Annotated in this window: 15 protein-coding genes; 5 read left to right on the forward strand and 10 right to left on the reverse strand. The window is 62.0% G+C overall.

Features of this window, described 5'->3' with window-relative positions; translation table 11 throughout:
* Window positions 1-8: 8 nt before the first annotated feature.
* The 3 genes from paaC to paaA are packed head-to-tail and all read right to left on the reverse strand — an operon-like array spanning window position 9 to window position 2,000.
* Window positions 9-764, reverse strand: a complete 756-nt coding sequence (gene paaC, locus MMW58_RS16085) for a 1,2-phenylacetyl-CoA epoxidase subunit PaaC (RefSeq protein WP_241721616.1) — start codon at window positions 762-764, stop codon at window positions 9-11.
* A 7-nt stretch (window positions 765-771) separates the two neighbouring features.
* The gene (gene paaB / locus MMW58_RS16090; RefSeq protein ID WP_041145265.1) at window positions 772-1,059 is read right to left on the reverse strand and encodes a 1,2-phenylacetyl-CoA epoxidase subunit PaaB; all 288 of its coding nucleotides are present in this window, start codon (window positions 1,057-1,059) and stop codon (window positions 772-774) included.
* A gap of 11 nt (window positions 1,060-1,070) precedes the next feature.
* The gene (gene paaA / locus MMW58_RS16095) at window positions 1,071-2,000 is read right to left on the reverse strand and encodes a 1,2-phenylacetyl-CoA epoxidase subunit PaaA (RefSeq protein ID WP_241721617.1); all 930 of its coding nucleotides are present in this window, start codon (window positions 1,998-2,000) and stop codon (window positions 1,071-1,073) included.
* A 285-nt stretch (window positions 2,001-2,285) separates the two neighbouring features.
* Here paaA and paaZ point away from each other — a divergent pair, with 285 nt between their 5' ends.
* Together paaZ and tynA are read left to right on the forward strand one after the other, a co-directional pair.
* Window positions 2,286-4,331, forward strand: coding sequence for a phenylacetic acid degradation bifunctional protein PaaZ (gene paaZ, locus MMW58_RS16100; protein WP_241721618.1), 2,046 nt, complete (start codon window positions 2,286-2,288; stop codon window positions 4,329-4,331).
* Window positions 4,332-4,518: 187 nt separating this feature from the next.
* Window positions 4,519-6,786, forward strand: a complete 2,268-nt coding sequence (tynA, locus tag MMW58_RS16105; RefSeq protein ID WP_045855134.1) for a primary-amine oxidase — start codon at window positions 4,519-4,521, stop codon at window positions 6,784-6,786.
* Between the two features lie 65 nt (window positions 6,787-6,851).
* Here tynA and MMW58_RS16110 read toward each other — a convergent pair whose 3' ends face one another.
* The 3 genes from MMW58_RS16110 to MMW58_RS16120 form a co-directional block, all read right to left on the reverse strand.
* Window positions 6,852-7,811, reverse strand: a complete 960-nt coding sequence (locus MMW58_RS16110; protein WP_241721619.1) for a zinc-dependent alcohol dehydrogenase family protein — start codon at window positions 7,809-7,811, stop codon at window positions 6,852-6,854.
* Window positions 7,812-7,883: 72 nt separating this feature from the next.
* Window positions 7,884-8,774 (reverse strand): oxidoreductase, encoded by an 891-nt coding sequence (locus MMW58_RS16115; protein ID WP_133599977.1) that lies wholly within the window; start codon window positions 8,772-8,774, stop codon window positions 7,884-7,886.
* A gap of 127 nt (window positions 8,775-8,901) precedes the next feature.
* The gene (locus MMW58_RS16120) at window positions 8,902-10,431 is read right to left on the reverse strand and encodes a DUF2235 domain-containing protein (protein ID WP_241721620.1); all 1,530 of its coding nucleotides are present in this window, start codon (window positions 10,429-10,431) and stop codon (window positions 8,902-8,904) included.
* 184 nt (window positions 10,432-10,615) lie between these two features.
* On the opposite strand from MMW58_RS16120, the gene MMW58_RS16125 reads away from it, so the two are divergent.
* Window positions 10,616-11,320 carry an SLATT domain-containing protein gene (locus MMW58_RS16125; protein WP_241721621.1) on the forward strand — a complete coding sequence of 235 codons (705 nt, stop codon included), beginning with the start codon at window positions 10,616-10,618 and terminating at the stop codon, window positions 11,318-11,320.
* Here MMW58_RS16125 and MMW58_RS16130 read toward each other — a convergent pair.
* A complete protein-coding gene (locus tag MMW58_RS16130) occupies window positions 11,317-12,816 on the reverse strand; it encodes an aldehyde dehydrogenase family protein (protein WP_133599980.1) in 1,500 nt (499 codons plus the stop codon). The two genes, MMW58_RS16125 and MMW58_RS16130, sit on opposite strands and share 4 nt — an antisense overlap.
* 234 nt (window positions 12,817-13,050) lie before the next feature.
* On the opposite strand from MMW58_RS16130, the gene feaR reads away from it, so the two are divergent.
* Entirely contained in the window at window positions 13,051-13,959 is a 909-nt protein-coding gene (feaR, locus tag MMW58_RS16135) for a transcriptional regulator FeaR (protein ID WP_133597928.1), read from the forward strand.
* Here feaR and MMW58_RS16140 read toward each other — a convergent pair whose 3' ends face one another.
* From MMW58_RS16140 to MMW58_RS16150, 3 genes are read right to left on the reverse strand one after another with little or no spacing between them, the layout of a single operon-like run.
* Complete coding sequence (locus MMW58_RS16140) at window positions 13,960-14,283, reverse strand: YdbL family probable chaperone protein (protein WP_241721622.1); 324 nt, start codon at window positions 14,281-14,283, stop codon at window positions 13,960-13,962.
* A 7-nt stretch (window positions 14,284-14,290) separates the two neighbouring features.
* Window positions 14,291-14,461 carry a YnbE family lipoprotein gene (locus MMW58_RS16145; RefSeq protein ID WP_370461201.1) on the reverse strand — a complete coding sequence of 57 codons (171 nt, stop codon included), beginning with the start codon at window positions 14,459-14,461 and terminating at the stop codon, window positions 14,291-14,293.
* Between the two features lie 14 nt (window positions 14,462-14,475).
* Entirely contained in the window at window positions 14,476-17,136 is a 2,661-nt protein-coding gene (locus MMW58_RS16150; protein ID WP_133597924.1) for a YdbH family protein, read from the reverse strand.
* Between the two features lie 214 nt (window positions 17,137-17,350).
* On the opposite strand from MMW58_RS16150, the gene MMW58_RS16155 reads away from it, so the two are divergent.
* Window positions 17,351-17,851, forward strand: coding sequence for a DedA family protein (locus tag MMW58_RS16155; RefSeq protein ID WP_241721623.1), 501 nt, complete (start codon window positions 17,351-17,353; stop codon window positions 17,849-17,851).
* The last annotated feature ends 55 nt before the right edge of the window (window positions 17,852-17,906 follow it).

Genomic DNA, 17,906 nt, shown 5'->3' on the forward strand with positions numbered 1-17,906 from the left:
ACCTCCTGCTACCAGCGCTGGCCGGGATAGGCGCGCTGCAGATACTGCATCTCCGCGAGCATCGGTCCGAGGTGTTCGCTGTGCAAACCCTGCTTGCCGCCGCTGCGAAACGCCGCCTCCTCGGGGATCTGCAGACCCGACTCCAGCAGCGCGGTATGCACCGTGCTCTGCCAGGTTCCCTGCAGCTCGCGCGGGTCGACGGCAATTCCCTGCTCGACCAGGCTCAGCTCCAGCGCGTCGGCCATAAACAGCTCGCCGGTAAAGCGCCACAGGCCATCGACCGCCTGCTGCATTTTTTGCGCAGAAAGCGGCGTGCCGTTGCCCAGCCGTTCGAGCCAGCCGCGGCTAAAGCGTAGGTGGTAGCGCACCTCCTTCAGTCCCTTGGCGGCGATGGCGGCAATTTGCGCATCGCGGCTCTCTACCAGACGGGTGAACAGCGCCACGTGCCAGGCGTCGATAAAGAACTGGCGGACGAGGGTGTCGGCGAAGCTGCCGTTCGGCTGCTCCACCAGCAGCAGGTTGTGAAACTGGCGCTCGTCGCGGCCAAAGGCGAGAGTGTCTTCGTCCCCGCACCCTGCCAGCTCCGCCGCGTAGGTAAGGAAGTTACGCGCCTGGCCGAGCAGGTCGAGACCGATATTGGCCAGCGCCAGATCAATCTCCAGCTCCGGCGCGTGGCCGCACCACGCCCCCAGGCGCTGGGCCAGCACCAGGCCGTTATCGCCCAGACGCAGGGCATAGGTTGCAACGGGATTGAGGTTATTCATCGCTGCCTCACATATGTTCCATGCCGTCCGGCACGCTGTAGAAAGTGGGATGGCGGTAGATTTTGCTCTCCGCCGGGTCAAAGAATTCGCCGCGCTCTTCCGGCTGCGAAGCGATGATTTCGCTGGCCTTGACCACCCACAGCGAGCAGCCTTCGCTGCGGCGGGTGTAGACGTCGCGGGCGTTTTCCAGCGCCATCTGGTCGTCGGCGGCGTGCAGGCTGCCGACGTGGCGGTGCGAAAGTCCCTGTTTGCTGCGGACAAAAACTTCATATAACGGCCAGTAAACGTTGCTCATGGTGGTGCTCCTTACGCCGCGTCGCGGGAGTGTTGTTTTTGCGCGTGGGCCAGCGCGGCTTCCCGCACCCATGCCCCCTCTTCCCAGGCTTTACGCTTGGCGGCCAGTCGTTCGTGGTTGCAGATCCCGCGGCCGCTAATGACCTCGTTCAGCTCCTGCCAGTCAATCTCGCCGAAACGGTAGCGGCCGCTGGCCTCGTCGAAGCACAGCTCGGCGTCCGGGACGGTCATCCCGAGGAGCTCGATCTGCGGCACGGTGTTGTCGACAAAGCGCTGGCGCAGCTCATCGTTGGAGTGCAGCTTGATCTTCCACGCCATGCTGCGGGCGCTGTTGGGCGAGCTGTCATCGCTGGGGCCAAACATCATCAGCGCCGGCCACCAGAAGCGGTCGATCGCGTCCTGCAGCATCCGCCGCTGCTCGTCGCTGCCCTGGGCCAGCACCATGCAGGCTTCAAATCCCTGGCGCTGGTGGAAACTCTCTTCCTTGCAGATTTTGACCATCGCTCTGGCGTAGGGGCCGTAGGAGGTGCGGCACAGTGCCACCTGGTTGACGATGGCGGCGCCGTCCACCAGCCAGCCGATCACGCCGATATCCGCCCAGCTCAGCGTCGGGTAGTTAAAAATGGAGGAGTACTTCATCCGCCCGTCGAGCATCTTCTGATAGAGATCTTCCCGGGCGCAGCCGAGGGTTTCCGCCGCGCTGTACAGATAGAGGCCGTGGCCGGCCTCATCCTGCACCTTAGCCAGCAGGATCGCCTTGCGGCGCAGCGTCGGCGCGCGGGTGATCCAGTTCCCTTCCGGCAGCATGCCGACAATTTCGGAGTGCGCATGCTGGCCAATCTGGCGGATCAGCGTCTGGCGGTAGGCGTCGGGCATCCAGTCCTGCGGTTCGATGGCCGTATCCTGCGCGATGCGCTGGTCAAAGCGTTGTTCTTCTGTCACGTCATCACCTCTATGATTCCTGTAAATTCAACAAATCAATTTTTGTGAATCACTTTGTTTTGTAAAAGTTACACTCTGGTTAAATAAAACCACAAATTTTGTTTGTTCTTTTTGTGACGATCGCCGCAAAACATTCCACTAACAGCGTAAATACAACAACATATGACACACGCTCACGACATCATCGATCACAATGTTAATAAATTATTAAATATAGGCTTGCATTTAATGATTCATAAAATAACTATTTATAGATATTTCACGTAACACATCTGGAGATTCGCGATGCAGCAGTTAGCCAGCTACTTATCCGGCGCCTGGCAGACCGGCCGGGGCCGCACCCGTACTATTCACCACGCCATCAGCGGCGAAGCGCTGTGGGAAGTCTCCAGCGAAGGGCTGGATATGGCGCAGGCGCGCCGCTTTGCCATCGAGCGCGGCGGCAAAGCGCTGCAGGCCATGACCTTTATTGAGCGCAGCGCGATGCTCAAGGCGGTGGCCAAACACCTGCTGGAGCACAAGGCCGACTTTTACGCGATTTCGGCGCAAACCGGGGCGACCCGCGCCGACAGCTGGGTCGATATCGAAGGCGGCATCGGCACGCTGTTTACCTACGCCGGGCTGGGCAGCCGGGAGCTGCCGGACGATAACCTGTGGCCGGAAGATGAGCTGATTCCGCTATCAAAACAGGGAGGCTTCGCCGCCCGCCACGTGCTGACCTCGAAGTCCGGCGTGGCGGTGCATATCAACGCCTTTAACTTCCCCTGCTGGGGGATGCTGGAGAAGCTGGCGCCAACCTGGCTGGCCGGGATGCCGGCGATCGTCAAGCCGGCCACCGCCACCGCTCAGCTGACCCAGGCGATGGTGAAGTCCATCGTTGACAGCGGCCTGGTGCCGGAAGGCGCCCTCAGCCTGATTTGCGGCGGCGCGGGGGATCTGCTCGAGCGTCTCGATAGCCAGGACGTGGTGACCTTCACCGGCTCCGCCGCCACCGGCCAGCAGCTGCGCGTGCACCCGAACCTGGTGACGAAATCCATCCCCTTCACCATGGAGGCCGACTCGCTGAACTGCTGCGTGCTGGGGGATGACGTCACCCCGGAGCAGCCGGAGTTCGCGCTGTTTATTCGCGAAGTGGTGCGCGAAATGACCGCTAAAGCCGGACAGAAATGTACCGCTATCCGCCGGATTATCGTGCCGCAGGCGCAGGTCAGCGCGGTGAGCGAGGCGCTGATCGCCCGCCTGCAGAAGGTGGTGGTTGGCGACCCGGCGCAGGAAGGGGTCAAAATGGGCGCGCTGGTGAATAGCGATCAGCGCCGGGACGTGCAGGAGAACATCAATACGCTGATTGCGGCCGGCTGCGAGATCCGCCTCGGCGGCCGGGCGGACCTCAGCGCCGCCGGGGCCTTTTTCCCGCCGACGCTGCTGTTCTGCCCGCAGCCGGATGAAACCCCGGCGGTGCACGCCATCGAAGCCTTCGGCCCGGTAGCAACCCTGATGCCGTACCAAAACCGCGAGCACGCGCTGACCCTCGCCCGGGCGGGCGAAGGCAGCCTGGTGGGGACGCTGGTCACCGCCAGCGGCGAGCTGGCACGATCGTTTATTCTCGGCGCCGCCCGCTGCCACGGCCGTATTCAGATCCTCAACGAAGAGTCGTCCGCCGAGTCCACCGGCCACGGCTCTCCGCTACCGCAGCTGGTTCACGGCGGGCCGGGCCGGGCGGGAGGCGGCGAAGAGCTCGGCGGCCTGCGGTCGGTGAAGCACTATATGCAGCGCACGGCGGTTCAGGGCAGCCCGACCATGCTGGCGGCCATCTCCAGACAGTGGGTTCGCGGCGCGCAGGTGGCCGAGGACCGCGTTCATCCGTTCCGCAAATATTTCGAAGAGATTCAGCCCGGCGACAGCCTGCTGACGCCGCGCCGCACGCTGACCGAGGCGGATATCGTCAATTTTGCCTGCCTGAGCGGCGACCACTTCTACGCCCACATGGATAAAATTGCCGCCGCCGAGTCGATTTTCGGCGAACGGGTGGTGCACGGCTACTTCCTGATCTCCGCGGCCGCCGGGCTGTTCGTCGATGCCGGCGTCGGGCCGGTTATCGCCAACTACGGCATGGAAAATCTGCGCTTTATCGAGCCGGTGAAGCCGGGAGATACCATCCAGGTACGCCTGACCTGCAAGCGTAAAACGGTCAAACGCCAGCGCACGGCGGAAGAGAAAGCCACCGGCGTCGTCGAGTGGGCGGTAGAGATATTTAACCAGCACCAGCAGCCGGTGGCGCTCTACTCCATTCTGACCCTCGTTGCCCGCCAGCGCGGCGACTTCCCGGCCTGACGGCAAAACGCCCTCCCCATCGCCCCGGGTCATGGCCGCAGCGCCCTCCCGGGGCATAACTGGCAAATCTGACAAACAACCTGGCAAGAGCAAACAAACGCCCGATGGCCCGGCGCTGATAGCTTAGTGCTACTGAAGCCGACTTTCGCAGCGGCAAGGCACAACACAACAATAAGACGAGGTCACAATGGCAAACGGCTCGATTCTTTCCCCGCGTAAAACGGCTTTGGCCCTGGCTGTCGCCCTGTTTTGCGCCTGGCAAACGCCGGTACTGGCGCACGGTAGCGAAGCGCATATGGTCCCGATGGACAAGACGCTGCAGGAGTTTGGCGCCGACGTGCAGTGGGACGACTATGCCCAGATGTTTACGCTGATCAAAGACGGCGCCTATGTCAAAGTGAAGCCCGGCGCCAAAACGGCCATCGTTAACGGCAAACCGCTGAACCTGCAGGTTCCGGTGGTGATGAAAGAGGGTAAAGCCTGGGTTTCCGAGACCTTTATCAACGACGTGTTCCAGTCCGGCCTCGATCAAACCTTCCAGGTTGAAAAACGCCCCCACCCGCTCAACTCCTTAACCTCGGCGGAAATCAGCGAAGCGGTCACCATCGTCAAAGCGGCGCCGGAGTTCCGCCCGAATACGCGTTTCACCGAAATCTCCCTCCACGAGCCGGATAAGGCGGCGGTGTGGGCCTTTGCGCTGAACGGTACCGCCGTGGACGCGCCGCGTACCGCCGACGTGGTGATGCTCGACGGTAAGCACGTTATCGAAAGCGTGGTCGATTTACAGAACAAGAAGATCCTCTCGTGGAAAGCGATCAAAGACGCCCACGGCATGGTGCTGCTCGACGATTTCGCCAGCGTGCAAAACATCATCAACGCCAGCGATGAGTTTGCCGCAGTGCTGAAAAAGCACGGCATCACCGATACCAAAAAGGTGATCACCACCCCGCTGACCGTCGGCTACTTTGACGGCAAAGATGGCCTGAAACAGGACGCGCGGCTGCTGAAGGTGGTGAGCTATCTGGATACCGGTGACGGCAACTACTGGGCGCACCCGATTGAGAACCTGGTGGCGGTGGTCGATCTCGAGCAGAAGAAAATCATCAAGATTGAGGAAGGTCCGGTGATCCCGGTGCCGATGGAGTCCCGCCCTTACGACGGCCGCGACCGCGTGAAACCGGCGGTCAAGCCGCTGGATATCACCGAGCCGGAGGGCAAAAACTACACCATCACCGGCGATATGATCCACTGGCAGAACTGGGATTTCCACCTGCGCCTGAACTCGCGCGTCGGGCCGATTTTGTCCACCGTGACCTACAACGACAACGGTAAAAAGCGCCAGGTGATGTACGAAGGCTCCCTCGGCGGGATGATTGTCCCGTACGGCGATCCGGACGTCGGCTGGTACTTTAAGGCCTATCTCGACTCCGGTGATTACGGGATGGGCACCCTGACCTCGCCTATCGTGCGCGGCAAGGACGCGCCGGCCAACTCGGTGCTGCTGGATGAAACCATCGCTGACTACACCGGCACGCCGACCACCATTCCGCGCGCCGTGGCGATCTTCGAGCGCTATGCCGGGCCGGAGTACAAGCACCAGGAGATGGGCCAGCCCAACGTCAGCACCGAGCGCCGCGAGCTGGTGGTGCGCTGGATAAGCACCGTCGGCAACTACGACTACATCTTTGACTGGGTATTCCACGAGAACGGCACCATCGGCATCGACGCGGGAGCCACCGGGATTGAGGCGGTGAAGGGCGTGCTGGCGAAGACCATGCACGATCCGAGCGCCAAAGAGGATACCCGCTACGGGACGCTGATCGACCATAACATCGTCGGCACCACCCATCAGCATATCTACAACTTCCGCCTCGATCTCGACGTCGACGGCGAGAACAACAGCCTGGTGGCGATGGACCCGGAAGTGAAGCCGAATACCGCCGGCGGCCCGCGTACCAGCACCATGCAGATTAACCAGTACGCCATCGATACGGAACAGAAAGCGGCGCAGAAATTTGACCCGGGCACCATCCGCCTGCTGAGCAACACCACGAAAGAAAACCGGATGGGTAACCCGGTGTCGTACCAGATAATCCCTTACGCCGGCGGGACGCATCCGGTGGCGACCGGCGCCAAGTTTGCCCCCGATGAGTGGATCTATCACCGCCTGAGCTTTATGGATAAACAGCTGTGGGTCACCCGCTATCATCAGGAGGAGCGCTACCCGGAAGGCAAGTATCCCAACCGTTCGATTCACGATACCGGCCTCGGTCAGTACGCAAAAGATAACGAGTCGCTGGACAACCATGATGACGTGGTGTGGATCACCACCGGCACCACCCACGTGGCGCGCGCAGAAGAGTGGCCGATTATGCCTACCGAATGGGCCCACGCGCTGCTGAAGCCGTGGAACTTCTTCGATGAAACCCCAACCCTGGGCGAGAAGAAGAAGTAGACGCAGCCCTGCTGAAGCAAGACAGCCAGGCGCCGCCGGAGCCCTCTCCGGCGGCGTTTTTCGTCTCAGGCTTCGCCGGGCTCGCTGAAATCGAGCAGGATTTTGCGCGCGCTTCCCTGCCGCCCGCTGGCGACGATAGCCTCCTGCCAGCGCCTAAAAGGCAGCACCTGCGCCGCGGGCATGGCGGTCTGCGGCAGCAGCTGCCAGATGTCGCTAAACGCCGCCCGCCACTCGCCGACGTACAGCGGCGGCAGCGCCTCGCGCAGATGAAATTTACTCACCCGCGCGCCGTGGCGCGATTGCGTCAGCGGCGCGCCGGAAAGTAAGCCCCAGGAGATAAGCGTCGAGGATGCCGGCAGCATGGCCAGCAGCTCGCTGGAGGATTCGCCGCCCACCGCATCAAACAGCAGATCGGTCTGCTGAAGCACCTGCCCAAGCATGCCGCGATCCGTCGTCATCAGCGGATAGATCCCCTGCAGCTCCAGCCGTTCACGATGCTGCGGCGAACGAATCACCCCGCATACCGAACGCGCGCCGCTCCGCAGCGCCCACTGGCCCAGCAGGCTGGCGCCGGATGAGGCGGCGGCCGTAAGGACAATATTTTTACCCGCCACCGGCCAGCGCCTGAGCATCAGCAGCGCGGTCAGCGGATTGATATAGCCCCGCGCGGCGAGCCTGTCGTCAATCCCGTCCGGCACCGGCACCAGCCACTCGCCGGCGATATCGAGATAGCTCTGCCAGGTTCCTTCGCCGCGCAGCGGCAGCACACGCTGACCGGGCGCTATGCCCGAGCCCGGCGATGCGGCAACCACCACGCCAACGCCTTCATAGCCGGCCACGGCGGGAAGCGTCGTGCGGTGGCGATAGGCGCCGGTGACGGGAATAAGATCGGAAGGGTTGAGCGGTGCATAGCGCATTTGCACGCGCACTTTCCCCGCCGCCAGCGTCGGCAGAGGCCGCGTGTGCAGGGCCAGCACGCGCTCCGGCGGCCCGTAGCGGTGGTAGCAGATGGTATGGTTGAGCATATTCAGTACGGCACGATAAAAGCAGGATGATAGCAGAGTTTGCTCAGCGGCTCCCTGCCATCCTTTTGCCCCTCAGCCCGGCCCGTCGCTGGCGGCGGCCAGCAGCGGTACGATAAGATCGCTCAGCGGCGTCGGGATAGCGTGCCGGCGAGCGCGTCGCTGCACTACGCCGTTGCGAATATCCCACTCCAGCGGCAGCCCGGCCTCGCGGTCGATAAGAATGGAGGTGCTCAGATCGGCGGGCGCGCGGTGAAAGACCTCAACGATCTCCTGCGGCACGCTGTCGCTCAGTTTTGCACCCTCGGCGCGCGCGACGCTCAGGCACTCGCGCAAATAGGCTAAGGCCACGGCGGTAATATCCTCCCGAGAAAACATGCCGGCGCGACGCCCCGCCAGCACCATCAGGCCGGCGACGGCGTTCTGCAGCAGCTTGCGCCACGCAACGGTAGTGAAATCCTCGGCCAGATCCACGGCGCAGCGGGTCCCGCGCAGCGCGTCCTGCACCAGTTTGGCCTGCGCGGTGTCGGGTATCGTCAGCCTCGGGGCCGCGCGCAGCCAGACGGAGGCGGCTTCTTCCCGCAGCGCCGGGAACCACACCACCGCAGGCAGCACCGTGGCGCCCGCAACCCTGGCGGCAAACTGCTCCTGCTGTTCAACGCCGTTTTGCAGCACGCAAACCAGGGTATTTTTATCGCACAGCGCCGTCAGCCATGCGCTAATGTCGTCAATCTGCGTCGCCTTCACCGCCACGAAAACCAGGTCGAACGGACGCGCAACGGTCGCGGGATCGGTCAGTACCGGACCGGGAACGGTAATCTGTCCGCCGTCAAAGCGCAGCGATAGCTGCGGATGCGCGGTACGCCCGCACACCGTCGGCGTACGACCGACCTCGTGCAGCGCTGCCGCGATGGTGGTACCGATGGCGCCGGGGCCTATCAGCGCAACTGCAGGTTCTTTCGACATGACGATCGCCTCCTGTTGAGTCAGTTCCCGCCCTGACGGCGGGAAAGAAAACAAACAGTAGCGATAAATCATCGCTTTCAGCAAGCCCCGCCGGCAGGAAAACGATTGTTGGCGGCCCGCGGCCGGTTTAGCGGCTGACGGTCAGGGCGACGCTGCCGCGGTTGTTATCGTACATCTGCCAGGCGTCGTTGGCGTAAGCGTATAGATAGCCGCTCCTGGCCGGCGTAAAGCAGCATCCGCTGCCAATGACGAAGATCTGATGCCGCTGCTGAGGGACGGCGGGAACGGCGCCGGCGCCGTTGGCGACCACGCCGATCAGCGCGAACCACGGCGCCGTGCCAACGCGCCTGCTCAGCCAAAAGTCGACGTCCTGATTTTTGGTCGCCCCCTTCCACAGCATCTCCAGCTTATCGGCGACGGAAGCCAGAATCTGCGCCGCCTCGCCGGGGTAAAACTTCCCGTCATCGGTGCCGTCGGCATCGCAGGGTATCGAGCTGTCCATCCATTTTCCCGAGGCGCTAAACCGGTACTCGACGCCCGCCTCCAGCCAAACCCCGGTTTCATTCCAGCGCTCACGAGAAAAGACGTCGAACGTTACCGGATGCTCTGGCGTCAGCGCCCTGAGGCGCCGGTAGCCGCCGTGGAGCAGCGACGGCTGGCTTTGACGCTGCAGGACGCTGCCATCAACGTCGGCGCTGCCCGCTACAATCTGCGGCACCCCGCGCGGGCAGGTGTGCAGCAGCTTAAACACCCCGGTCACCGAATCGTGCAGCAGGCCCTGAGCATCGGGCCTGAGCTGGGTAGCGATATCCGGATGCAGCTCAAGGCCGAGATCGCGCGCTTCGGACATCATCCACTGCAGAGGGATATCCGATAGTCCGCACTGCGCGTAGCCACCGCCAACGTCGGAGTGCACGCCGACGAACCAGCGCTGCTTCACCCGCGGGTTTGCCGCCACGTTATCCCACAGCGTCGGGATAAAGCTTTGCCGCTGCTCGTCCAGCGCCAGCGCGTGGCGGGCGTTTTTGACGATCGGGCTCAAGGAGGTATCGTGGAACGCATACTTTTTCGGGTCATCCAGCAGGTTGGCTAAGGCCAGGTCGTCAGGGATCCCCAGCGACCCCACCGTTTCCCAGACGCCAATAAAATAGATCGGCACGCTCTCTTTGGTGGGATTTCCCGTGGCGACCTCATAGAAGGGCCGCCCGACGCTGGCTATCACCGCCGGCGCGCTGGCCGCCGGCTGTCGGTAAAGGCTGAACAGCGCGTTGATGTCCTCCCAGACTTTATCGTCGCCGGTTCCGGCTCCGCCGGCATTTAATAAACCGCAGCGCGAGATCATTCCGCCAAGGCTTCTCACCGTATAGGCCCCACGGCTAAAGCCAAATAACCATATTTTATCGCCGGGTCGATAGTTGGTGGCGAGCCAGTAATAGGCGCTAATAATATTTTTATCCAGACCGTCGCCTATGCCACCGCCAATATAACGATCGACAACGCCGCCGTCGGTACCGACGCCGGGGTGATAATAGACGCGCTGGGCGCTATTTTCCGTCACGGCGTTGCGCAATTTGACCACGTTCGTCGGCGCGGGTTTGCCATCATCAAGCTGCTGGGGGGTATTCCAGGTACCGTCACAAAAGACCAGTAAGTTCATATGAACCTCATCGACAGGCCGCATTAAAAGGGGATGTTTGACAAATTAAAAATAGCAGACTGTAATCGGATCGGCAGAACAAATGAAAAGACGCCCTCTTACTCCCCGCGCGGTTTAGCGGCAGGCGCTGACGGCGACATTTGGCTAGCATGCTAATCAAGTCAACGTTATTGCGGGGATCATCATGGGGACAGAAACTCACCGGCCCGCCGCGCTGAGCGATATAGGAAAGCTGAGTTCATTGAACCAGCCGCAAAAGCTCGAGGCTATTTTTAAAACCTGTAACGAATACGAAGAAAATATAATTGGCTGGTATCAAAAGGAAGTAAAGAAAAAACGCTGGCTCTCGTTGCTTCTTTTATTCACGGTATTCACGGCGATTGTTGCTATTGCCGCTATTCAAATTTTCAGGCTCCCATTTACGCAAACTGACGCGGGTAAGCTATGGTTAACCCAAATTTCACTGGGGCTGCTGACAATTGCGATGCTGCTATTTATTGCCGACCGCGTGTTTCGCCTGACCGACGGCTGGCTGTACTATATTCGAACCATTATTGCCATTGAGACGCGCTATGCGGAGTTTATTAGCGGATGGATCCAAAACGATGCCTCCAGTCACGCAGACGCGGATTTGCATTATATAAACGCCGCCGGGATTGCCGCGGCGTTTATTAATGACATCCACCGCATCCAGCAGCAGGAAACCCAGGCGTGGTCAAGCCAGCTTACGGAATCTATCGGCCTGCTGGGATCGCTGCTCAAAGAGCAGCAGAGCAAGGCGTCGGGGCAGAAGCAAAATCAGCAGCAGAACGGCGGCCAGCGCCACGCGACGCCCGAAATTCGCGGCCGGGGTAAGCGGTCGAACCTCAGGCGCCGGGTCAGCGGCTAATAGCGCACGCAGACCGATTTGGTTTCACACCAGTCGTCCAGCCAGTCCGGGCCGAAGTCGCGGCCGGTACCGGACTGCTTCATGCCGCCAAACGGCAGGTTGGCGTCGATAAGCGTATGGCTGTTGACCCATACCGTGCCCGCCTGCAGGCGCTCGGTGTAGCTCAGCGCCTGGCTCAAATCGCCGGTCCAGACGCTGGCCGTCAGGCCAAAATCGCTGTCGTTGGCGAGACGCAGCGCCTCTTCGCCATCGGCGACGCGCACCAGGTTCACCACCGGGCCAAAGACCTCCTCTCTGCTGAGCCGCAGCCCGGCATCGGGGTTAATCACCAGCGTCGGCGCAATGTAGTAGCCCTTGCCGTCCGGCCCGCTGCTGCCGGTAATCAGCTCGGCGTTCTGCTGCCGCGCCTGATCGAGATAGGCGGCGACCTTGTCGCAGTGCGTCCGGGAAACGACCGGGTTAATGTGGGTTGATTCCTGCATTCCGGGGCCGACCTGCAGCGACTTCACCGCCTGCTCAAAGCCGCTCACCAGGGTATCGAACAGCGGCGCTTCGATATAGATCCGTGAGCTGGCGGCGCACACCTGCCCCTGATTGAGGAAGCTGCCGGTCATCAGCCCTTCAATGACCCACTCCGGGTTGGCGTCTTTCAGCACGATGGCCGGGTTTTTACCGCCCAGCTCAAGGGTCACGCGGGTCAGCCGGTCGGCGGCCACGCGGGCAATCTGTTTGCCGGTCGCCGTCGAGCCGGTAAAGCTCACCTTTGCCACCTGCGGATGCGAGGTTAACGCCGCCCCGCACTCCGCGCCGCTGCCGGTGACCACGTTAAATACGCCGTCCGGCACGCCGGCTTCGCTCGCCAGCTCCGCTACGCGCAGCAGGGTCAGCGGCGTGGTCTCCGAGGGCTTAATCACGATGGAGCAGCCCGCCGCCAGCGCCGGCATCACCTTCCACATGCCGATCATCAGCGGGAAGTTCCACGGCACGATCCCCGCCACCACGCCAACCGGCTCCTTGCGGGTCCACGCCTGGTAGCGCGCGCCCTGCGGGAACGGAATCGACACGTCCAGCGTGCGGCCGCTAATTTTGGTGGTCAGCCCGGCGGTGTAGCGCATCCAGTTCAGCGTACAGCCGACTTCAAAGGCGCGGGAGATATTAATCGACTTGCCCTGCTCGAGAGTCTCCAGCTGCGCCAGTTCCTCGCCGTGCTGCTCAACCAGGTCGGCAAAGCGCAGCAGGATACGTTCGCGATCGGCCGGCGTGCGTCCGGCCCAGCTGCGGGAGACAAACGCGCGCCACGCCGACATCACGGCGCGGTCGACGTCCGCGGCACCGGCGTCCGCCGTGCTGGCTATCGCCTCCCCGGTCGCCGGGTTCCAGACGGTCAGCCGCTTTTCGCTCTGCGCCGCCTGCTGGGCACCGTCGATATACACGCCATGCTGTCTGTCTAAAAACTGCTGTACGCTGGCAAGCAGCGCTACCTGTGCTGTGGACATATCGCTTCCTTATTCCTCACGGATCGTGAATTCAGTCTACGACGCGCTCAGGCTTCACGCTTTTTTCTCTGTGACATTCGTTTTTGCCGCTGTGACAGCCGCCGCAATTAGGCATATTGCGCGGGCAAAAATGTGCCTCAGGTAATAGTTCTTTCATATACTCCGCGCTTCGCTCTTGTTTGGCGCAGCGTAAATGCAACAATGCGAAAACATTATTATTACAAGAGACGAGCTATGGCGGCGGCAGATAACGGACAGGACTACCAGCGCTGGTTGGCGAAAATCAATCAGGTCTGCGGAAACTTTGCCGCACGTCCGCTGGACAGCGACTTTCACGGGGAGATTGACGCCAGCTATGCCGGCAATCTCAAGGTCAGCACCGTCACCGCGCGCGGCGTCAACCTGTACCGCACCCGCAACGAAATCAGGCGCGATAACGATGCCTGGTTTTATACCGTATTCCAGCTCTCCGGCCAGGCGGCCATTGAGCAGGACGATCGTCAGGTGGTGCTCGAAGCCGGCGATATCACGCTGATCGATGCCTCCCGCCCCTGCTCTATCTTCTGGCAGCAAACCTCGCGCCAGGCGTCGCTGCTGCTGCCCCGCCAGCTGCTGGAGCAGCAGCTGCGCGGGAGCGAAATCAGCATCGCCACCCGCCTGGGCAAGTCCCTGCCGATGGTGCAGCTGAGCCAGCGTCTGCTGCACGAAAGCATGAGCAGCCCGGCGCTTTCGCAGAGCGAGAGCGAGGCCGCGCTGGAAGCCATCGTCTGCCTGCTGCGCCCGATGCTGCACCATCACGAGGCCCAGCCGTCGCGGCGCGAGAAGCAGTTTCAGAAAATTATGGCTTTGATTGATGAGTCGATTCAGGCGGAACATCTGCGCCCGGAGTGGCTGGCCGGCGAGACGGGGATGTCGGTGCGCAGCCTCTACCGGCTGTTCGCCGATAAGGGGCTGGTGGTGGCCCAGTATATTAAGAACCGCCGTCTGGATCTGTGCGCGCGGGCGCTGAGCAACGCCCACGATGATGAAAAGCTGGCGGGGATCGGCTACAGCTGGGGCTTTAGCGACCACAGCCACTTCTCGACCGCCTTCAAGCAGCGCTTCGGCGTTTCACCGGGAGAGTACCGCAAGCGCTGCCGCTGATTACTTACGCAGCCATTTGCCATTCAGACCCTGCACGTATTCACCCGGCTGCGCCCGCGCAACCAGCTTCTGGCCGGCCATTTTCGCCACCTCATCCACCGGCAGGTTGTTCTCATCCGCCAGCCGCTGATAGCTTTCGCTGCGCGCGGCGTTGATCTGCTTCACCAGACCCAGGGTTTCCCGATCCTGGCGCAGCGGGGCAAGATAGCCGCTCTGCGTTTCGCCAACCCGTCCCTGCTCCCGCGCCTCGCCGAGCGTCAGGGCCATCGCCGAGGTGCTAAACAGCGCCAGCGCCAGGGCGGTCGTCAACAGTCGTTTTCTCATCGCTACCTCAGAACAGGTCGCTACGCGACTTGAGCAAATCCTCGACGTCCTTATCCACTTTGATATGAATCTCATGTTCAATTTTGACATTCATATTGATGGTGATCGGCTCCTTCGATGCCGCAATCTCAATCCGCGGCGTACAGCCCGTCAGCAGTATCGTCGTTGCCAGCAGCATCGTTAGCAGTTTTATCATCGTTGTTCCTTAGCGCCTGTCCCAACAGGCGTACAGTGTTGCTTATCCTTACAGCGCTGAGCGGGAAGCACCGCATTCTGTTCAAGCCATGCCTGCAGGTTGTCGCCGAAGCGCAGGCTGCGCCACAGGTCAAAAATGTTCTCTTGATGAGAGTAGTTGAGATGGACCGTATTACTTCTCTCCCCGACGCGGCTGGTGCCGCTAATCGTCGCCTGCAGCGTCAGGACGCCGAGATTATCGAGATTAATGCGCGTCCACGAGCGGGCGATCTCCATATAGCGCAGCCAGTTGATCGCCGCGCCCGCTGAAATATTGTCCTTCACCATCGCATCGGCCATATCCGGGTCAAGGCGCAGGGTCATCGGACCGGGGTTACTCAACCAGCCGTCCTTGACTATCCATTTTTCGTTATCCAGCCACAGCGGCAGCGCGCCGTTAAACGCGCCGGACATGGCGAACTGTTTGATATTCACCGCGCTCACCAGCTCGCTGCTGGAGATGTGCCGCAGGCGCAGCAGCGCCGGATCGTGCTGCGGCATACGCAGCTGCTGCATGGTCAGCTGGCCGCCAAGAATATCGACGCTGACGTTGCTGAGCTGCAGCGGGCTGCTTTCGCTCCAGGGATACGAGCCCTGCAGGTCGGCGGTGAGATTCCGCGCCGTCACCTGGTTAACTATCTCGCCGATGCGCAGCGAAACCGGCCGCCGGGTGCCGAGCTGCCAGGTCCCCTGGCTAAAGCGAAACGGCAGCACAAAATCGACGCCGTTGATCTGATTATCCGGCATCCAGGCGCTTCCGCCTTTCAGCACCCCGTGCCCGCCGGCCTCAAAGCCCTGATCGGCCGCGGCGGAGAAGGCCACCTGGGCGTACAGCGCCCCTTCGCGCAGGTTCATTTTCCACTCCGGCGGCAGCAGCGGCTGGAAGACGGTCAACGACTGCTTCGGCCACCACGCCTGGCCGCGCAGGCGCTCGCCGTCCCAGCGGCCGGTCAGCCGCACGGGGCCGATTTTATTGGCGTGCAGCGACCCGTTAAACTGGAACCAGGTCGGGTCGCGCCCGTCGAGGCTAAATTTCAGCGTTGAGGGCGGCAGCTCGCTGCCGCTGCTAAAGCTGGTTTTGCCGGCATCCAGCGACAGCGCGCCGGTCAGCTTCGGATGCTGTTCGTCGCGCAGCCAGCGAATCGGCTGTTCCAGCGTCAGCCGCGGGGTGCTGACCAGCATGGTGCCGTACTGCAGCTTATCGAAGCCGGTTGACAGGCTGTTCAGGACGATGGCGCTGTCCACCCACTCTCCCGCGCCCTTCACGTCCCAACGCGCCTGCATCGGCGTGAAGTGCCCCTCTCCCCAGTAGCGCCACTGCCAGCGGCCGCGGTCGGGCATAAAGTTGTCGGCCTTGCCGTCAAGATGCAGGACGAAGTCGCCCATCTCCTGCTCGTGGGCGCGCAGAATCGCCTGCAGCCGGCCGTCGACGCCCTGCTGGGTAACCTTGACCCCCGCCAGCGGCAGGCGTATTTCATCGATATTAAGGGAGTCAATCACCCTCCCTCGCGAGCGCAGCAGCGCGCCGGGATGGAAAGTCAGCTCCGGGGTGGTGAGCGGACCGCTCAGCCTGGCCGGCAGCGCGGCGTAGACGATAAGATCCCCGAGCTTCGCCTCGCCGGTGAGCCGCAGCGGCATATCGCTGCTATCCATGCTCAGCTTACCGGGTCCGACGTTGAGAACCGCGTTGCCTTTTCCGGCCTCCCCCTGGGTCAGCACGTTCAGGCGCCCGCTGACCTGCATATTCTCGGTTCCCTCCTGCCAGTCGTCCACCGACAGCGCCACGCGGCCGCTCAGCGGATAGCCGGCATATTCGGTGCTCCAGCGACCGTCGCTGATCGCTATGCGTTCGGGGGTAATTTCCCACGGCAGGTCGAGCATCGGCTGCACCTCGCCCCGCGGCGTCACCAGCAGCTGGCCGCGGTTTTTCTGCCACTCCAGCTCGGCGTCAACCAGCCCCGGCTCCTGCGGAAATTCAAAGGTGCTCAGCAGATGGCCGTCAACCGGGAAGCCGTCCGGCACCAGCGGCATATGGAACTCACCGACCAGCCTGACCGGCGCCTGGCCTTCAACCAGCCGCGCGGAGAAGTCGCTGACGGTCAGCGCCTGGCCGCGCAGGCGGGCCTGCACGGTGACTTCCGACCCGCTGTAGCCGATATCCTGCTGCGTCGGCGTCAGCGACATCACCAGCCGCCCCTGCCATTTTTCCCACGGCGACAGGCGCAGATTCTCGATGGTCAGCCAGCTATAGGGCAGCATCGACTGCCATTCCGCCAGGGTGCGCGGCGCGCCGGGGGCGGGTTCACTCTCCGGAAGTTTGCTCAGGCAGGCGCTGTTGATATCCAGCTCATCGAGATGCAGGCGCCAGCGGCTGGGGTGGGAAAGCTGGGCGTTGGTGACCCTTGCCAGCTCGCAGTCGCCAACCATGTAGCGTAAATCGGGGATACGCAGCGCGGTGCGCGTCAGGCGCGGGCTGTCGGTTAGCGAGATCCGGGTCCCCGCCGGCAGCCAGATCCCGGCGAGCGTCGGCACCCAGTGGGTTAGCGTCGACAGCAGCGCCAGCGGGAGCAAAAGGAGTGCTAACACCAGCGCGATAGCGGCTTTATATTTACCCTTCATGGGCGCTTAATATCCTGAATCAACAATAGTATATGCCGAATGTAGCGCGTATTGTGGCACGTTCGACCAGTGAGTTAAAGTTTGCGTCCTGCCTAAGAATAGCCGCTGCGCCGCCATCGTTGCGGCGATTTTTGACCCGCCGCTGATTTAGCCTTCATTTAGCCAGTCCCTGTCACACTGGCAAATCATCATCAGAGCAGGCCGGAGGGAAAGCGTGGCGTTTATCTACTCGCTGATTGAGTCGGCGCAGGACCACTACGCGCTGCTGTTGCTGCTGGTGTTCCTGCTGACGTTCAGCAAATCCTGCGCGATCGTCTCGCTGCTGGTGCCCGGCACCTCCGGTCTGCTGCTGCTCGGTACCTTCGCCTCCGCCAGCCTCGGGCATTTCTTGCTAATGTGGCTCAGTGCCGGGCTTGGAGCAATCGGCGGATTCTGGCTCTCCTGGCGGGTGGGGCGCCGCTATCAACACCATCTTCACCGCCTGCGCTGGCTTAGCGCCGAGCGTCTCTCTCGCAGCCGGCGGTTTTTACGCCGCCACGGGGCCTGGGCGGTATTTTTCAGCCGCTTCCTTTCTCCGCTGCGCGCCACCCTTCCGCTCGCCAGCGGAGCCAGCGGTGTCTCTTTCTGGCGTTTTCAGCTCGCCAACGTCAGCTCCGGCCTGCTGTGGCCGCTGATCCTGCTGGCGCCAGGCGCCTTCAGCTTCAGCCTGTGGTAAAAACACATTATCTTTTAAAGCGATACCTCCACGCAGAGATATACTCTAGAATTAT

It is taken from the genome of Klebsiella sp. HC6 (assembly GCF_022605325.1).
In the GTDB taxonomy this organism is placed as follows: domain Bacteria; phylum Pseudomonadota; class Gammaproteobacteria; order Enterobacterales; family Enterobacteriaceae; genus Klebsiella; species Klebsiella terrigena.

What these genes read in the sequence shown, in the direction of transcription:
- MMW58_RS16120 (WP_241721620.1), bottom strand. Translation starts at nt 10,431, where the DNA reads ATGAACTTACTGGTCTTTTGTGACGGTACCTGGAATACCCCCCAGCAG.
- tynA (WP_045855134.1), top strand. Translation starts at nt 4,519, where the DNA reads ATGGCAAACGGCTCGATTCTTTCCCCGCGTAAAACGGCTTTGGCCCTG.
- paaZ (WP_241721618.1), top strand. Translation starts at nt 2,286, where the DNA reads ATGCAGCAGTTAGCCAGCTACTTATCCGGCGCCTGGCAGACCGGCCGG.
- MMW58_RS16140 (WP_241721622.1), bottom strand. Translation starts at nt 14,283, where the DNA reads ATGAGAAAACGACTGTTGACGACCGCCCTGGCGCTGGCGCTGTTTAGC.
- feaR (WP_133597928.1), top strand. Translation starts at nt 13,051, where the DNA reads ATGGCGGCGGCAGATAACGGACAGGACTACCAGCGCTGGTTGGCGAAA.
- MMW58_RS16150 (WP_133597924.1), bottom strand. Translation starts at nt 17,136, where the DNA reads ATGAAGGGTAAATATAAAGCCGCTATCGCGCTGGTGTTAGCACTCCTT.
- MMW58_RS16130 (WP_133599980.1), bottom strand. Translation starts at nt 12,816, where the DNA reads ATGTCCACAGCACAGGTAGCGCTGCTTGCCAGCGTACAGCAGTTTTTA.
- paaC (WP_241721616.1), bottom strand. Translation starts at nt 764, where the DNA reads ATGAATAACCTCAATCCCGTTGCAACCTATGCCCTGCGTCTGGGCGAT.
- MMW58_RS16110 (WP_241721619.1), bottom strand. Translation starts at nt 7,811, where the DNA reads ATGCTCAACCATACCATCTGCTACCACCGCTACGGGCCGCCGGAGCGC.
- MMW58_RS16115 (WP_133599977.1), bottom strand. Translation starts at nt 8,774, where the DNA reads ATGTCGAAAGAACCTGCAGTTGCGCTGATAGGCCCCGGCGCCATCGGT.
- MMW58_RS16145 (WP_370461201.1), bottom strand. Translation starts at nt 14,461, where the DNA reads ATGCTGCTGGCAACGACGATACTGCTGACGGGCTGTACGCCGCGGATT.
- MMW58_RS16125 (WP_241721621.1), top strand. Translation starts at nt 10,616, where the DNA reads ATGGGGACAGAAACTCACCGGCCCGCCGCGCTGAGCGATATAGGAAAG.
- paaB (WP_041145265.1), bottom strand. Translation starts at nt 1,059, where the DNA reads ATGAGCAACGTTTACTGGCCGTTATATGAAGTTTTTGTCCGCAGCAAA.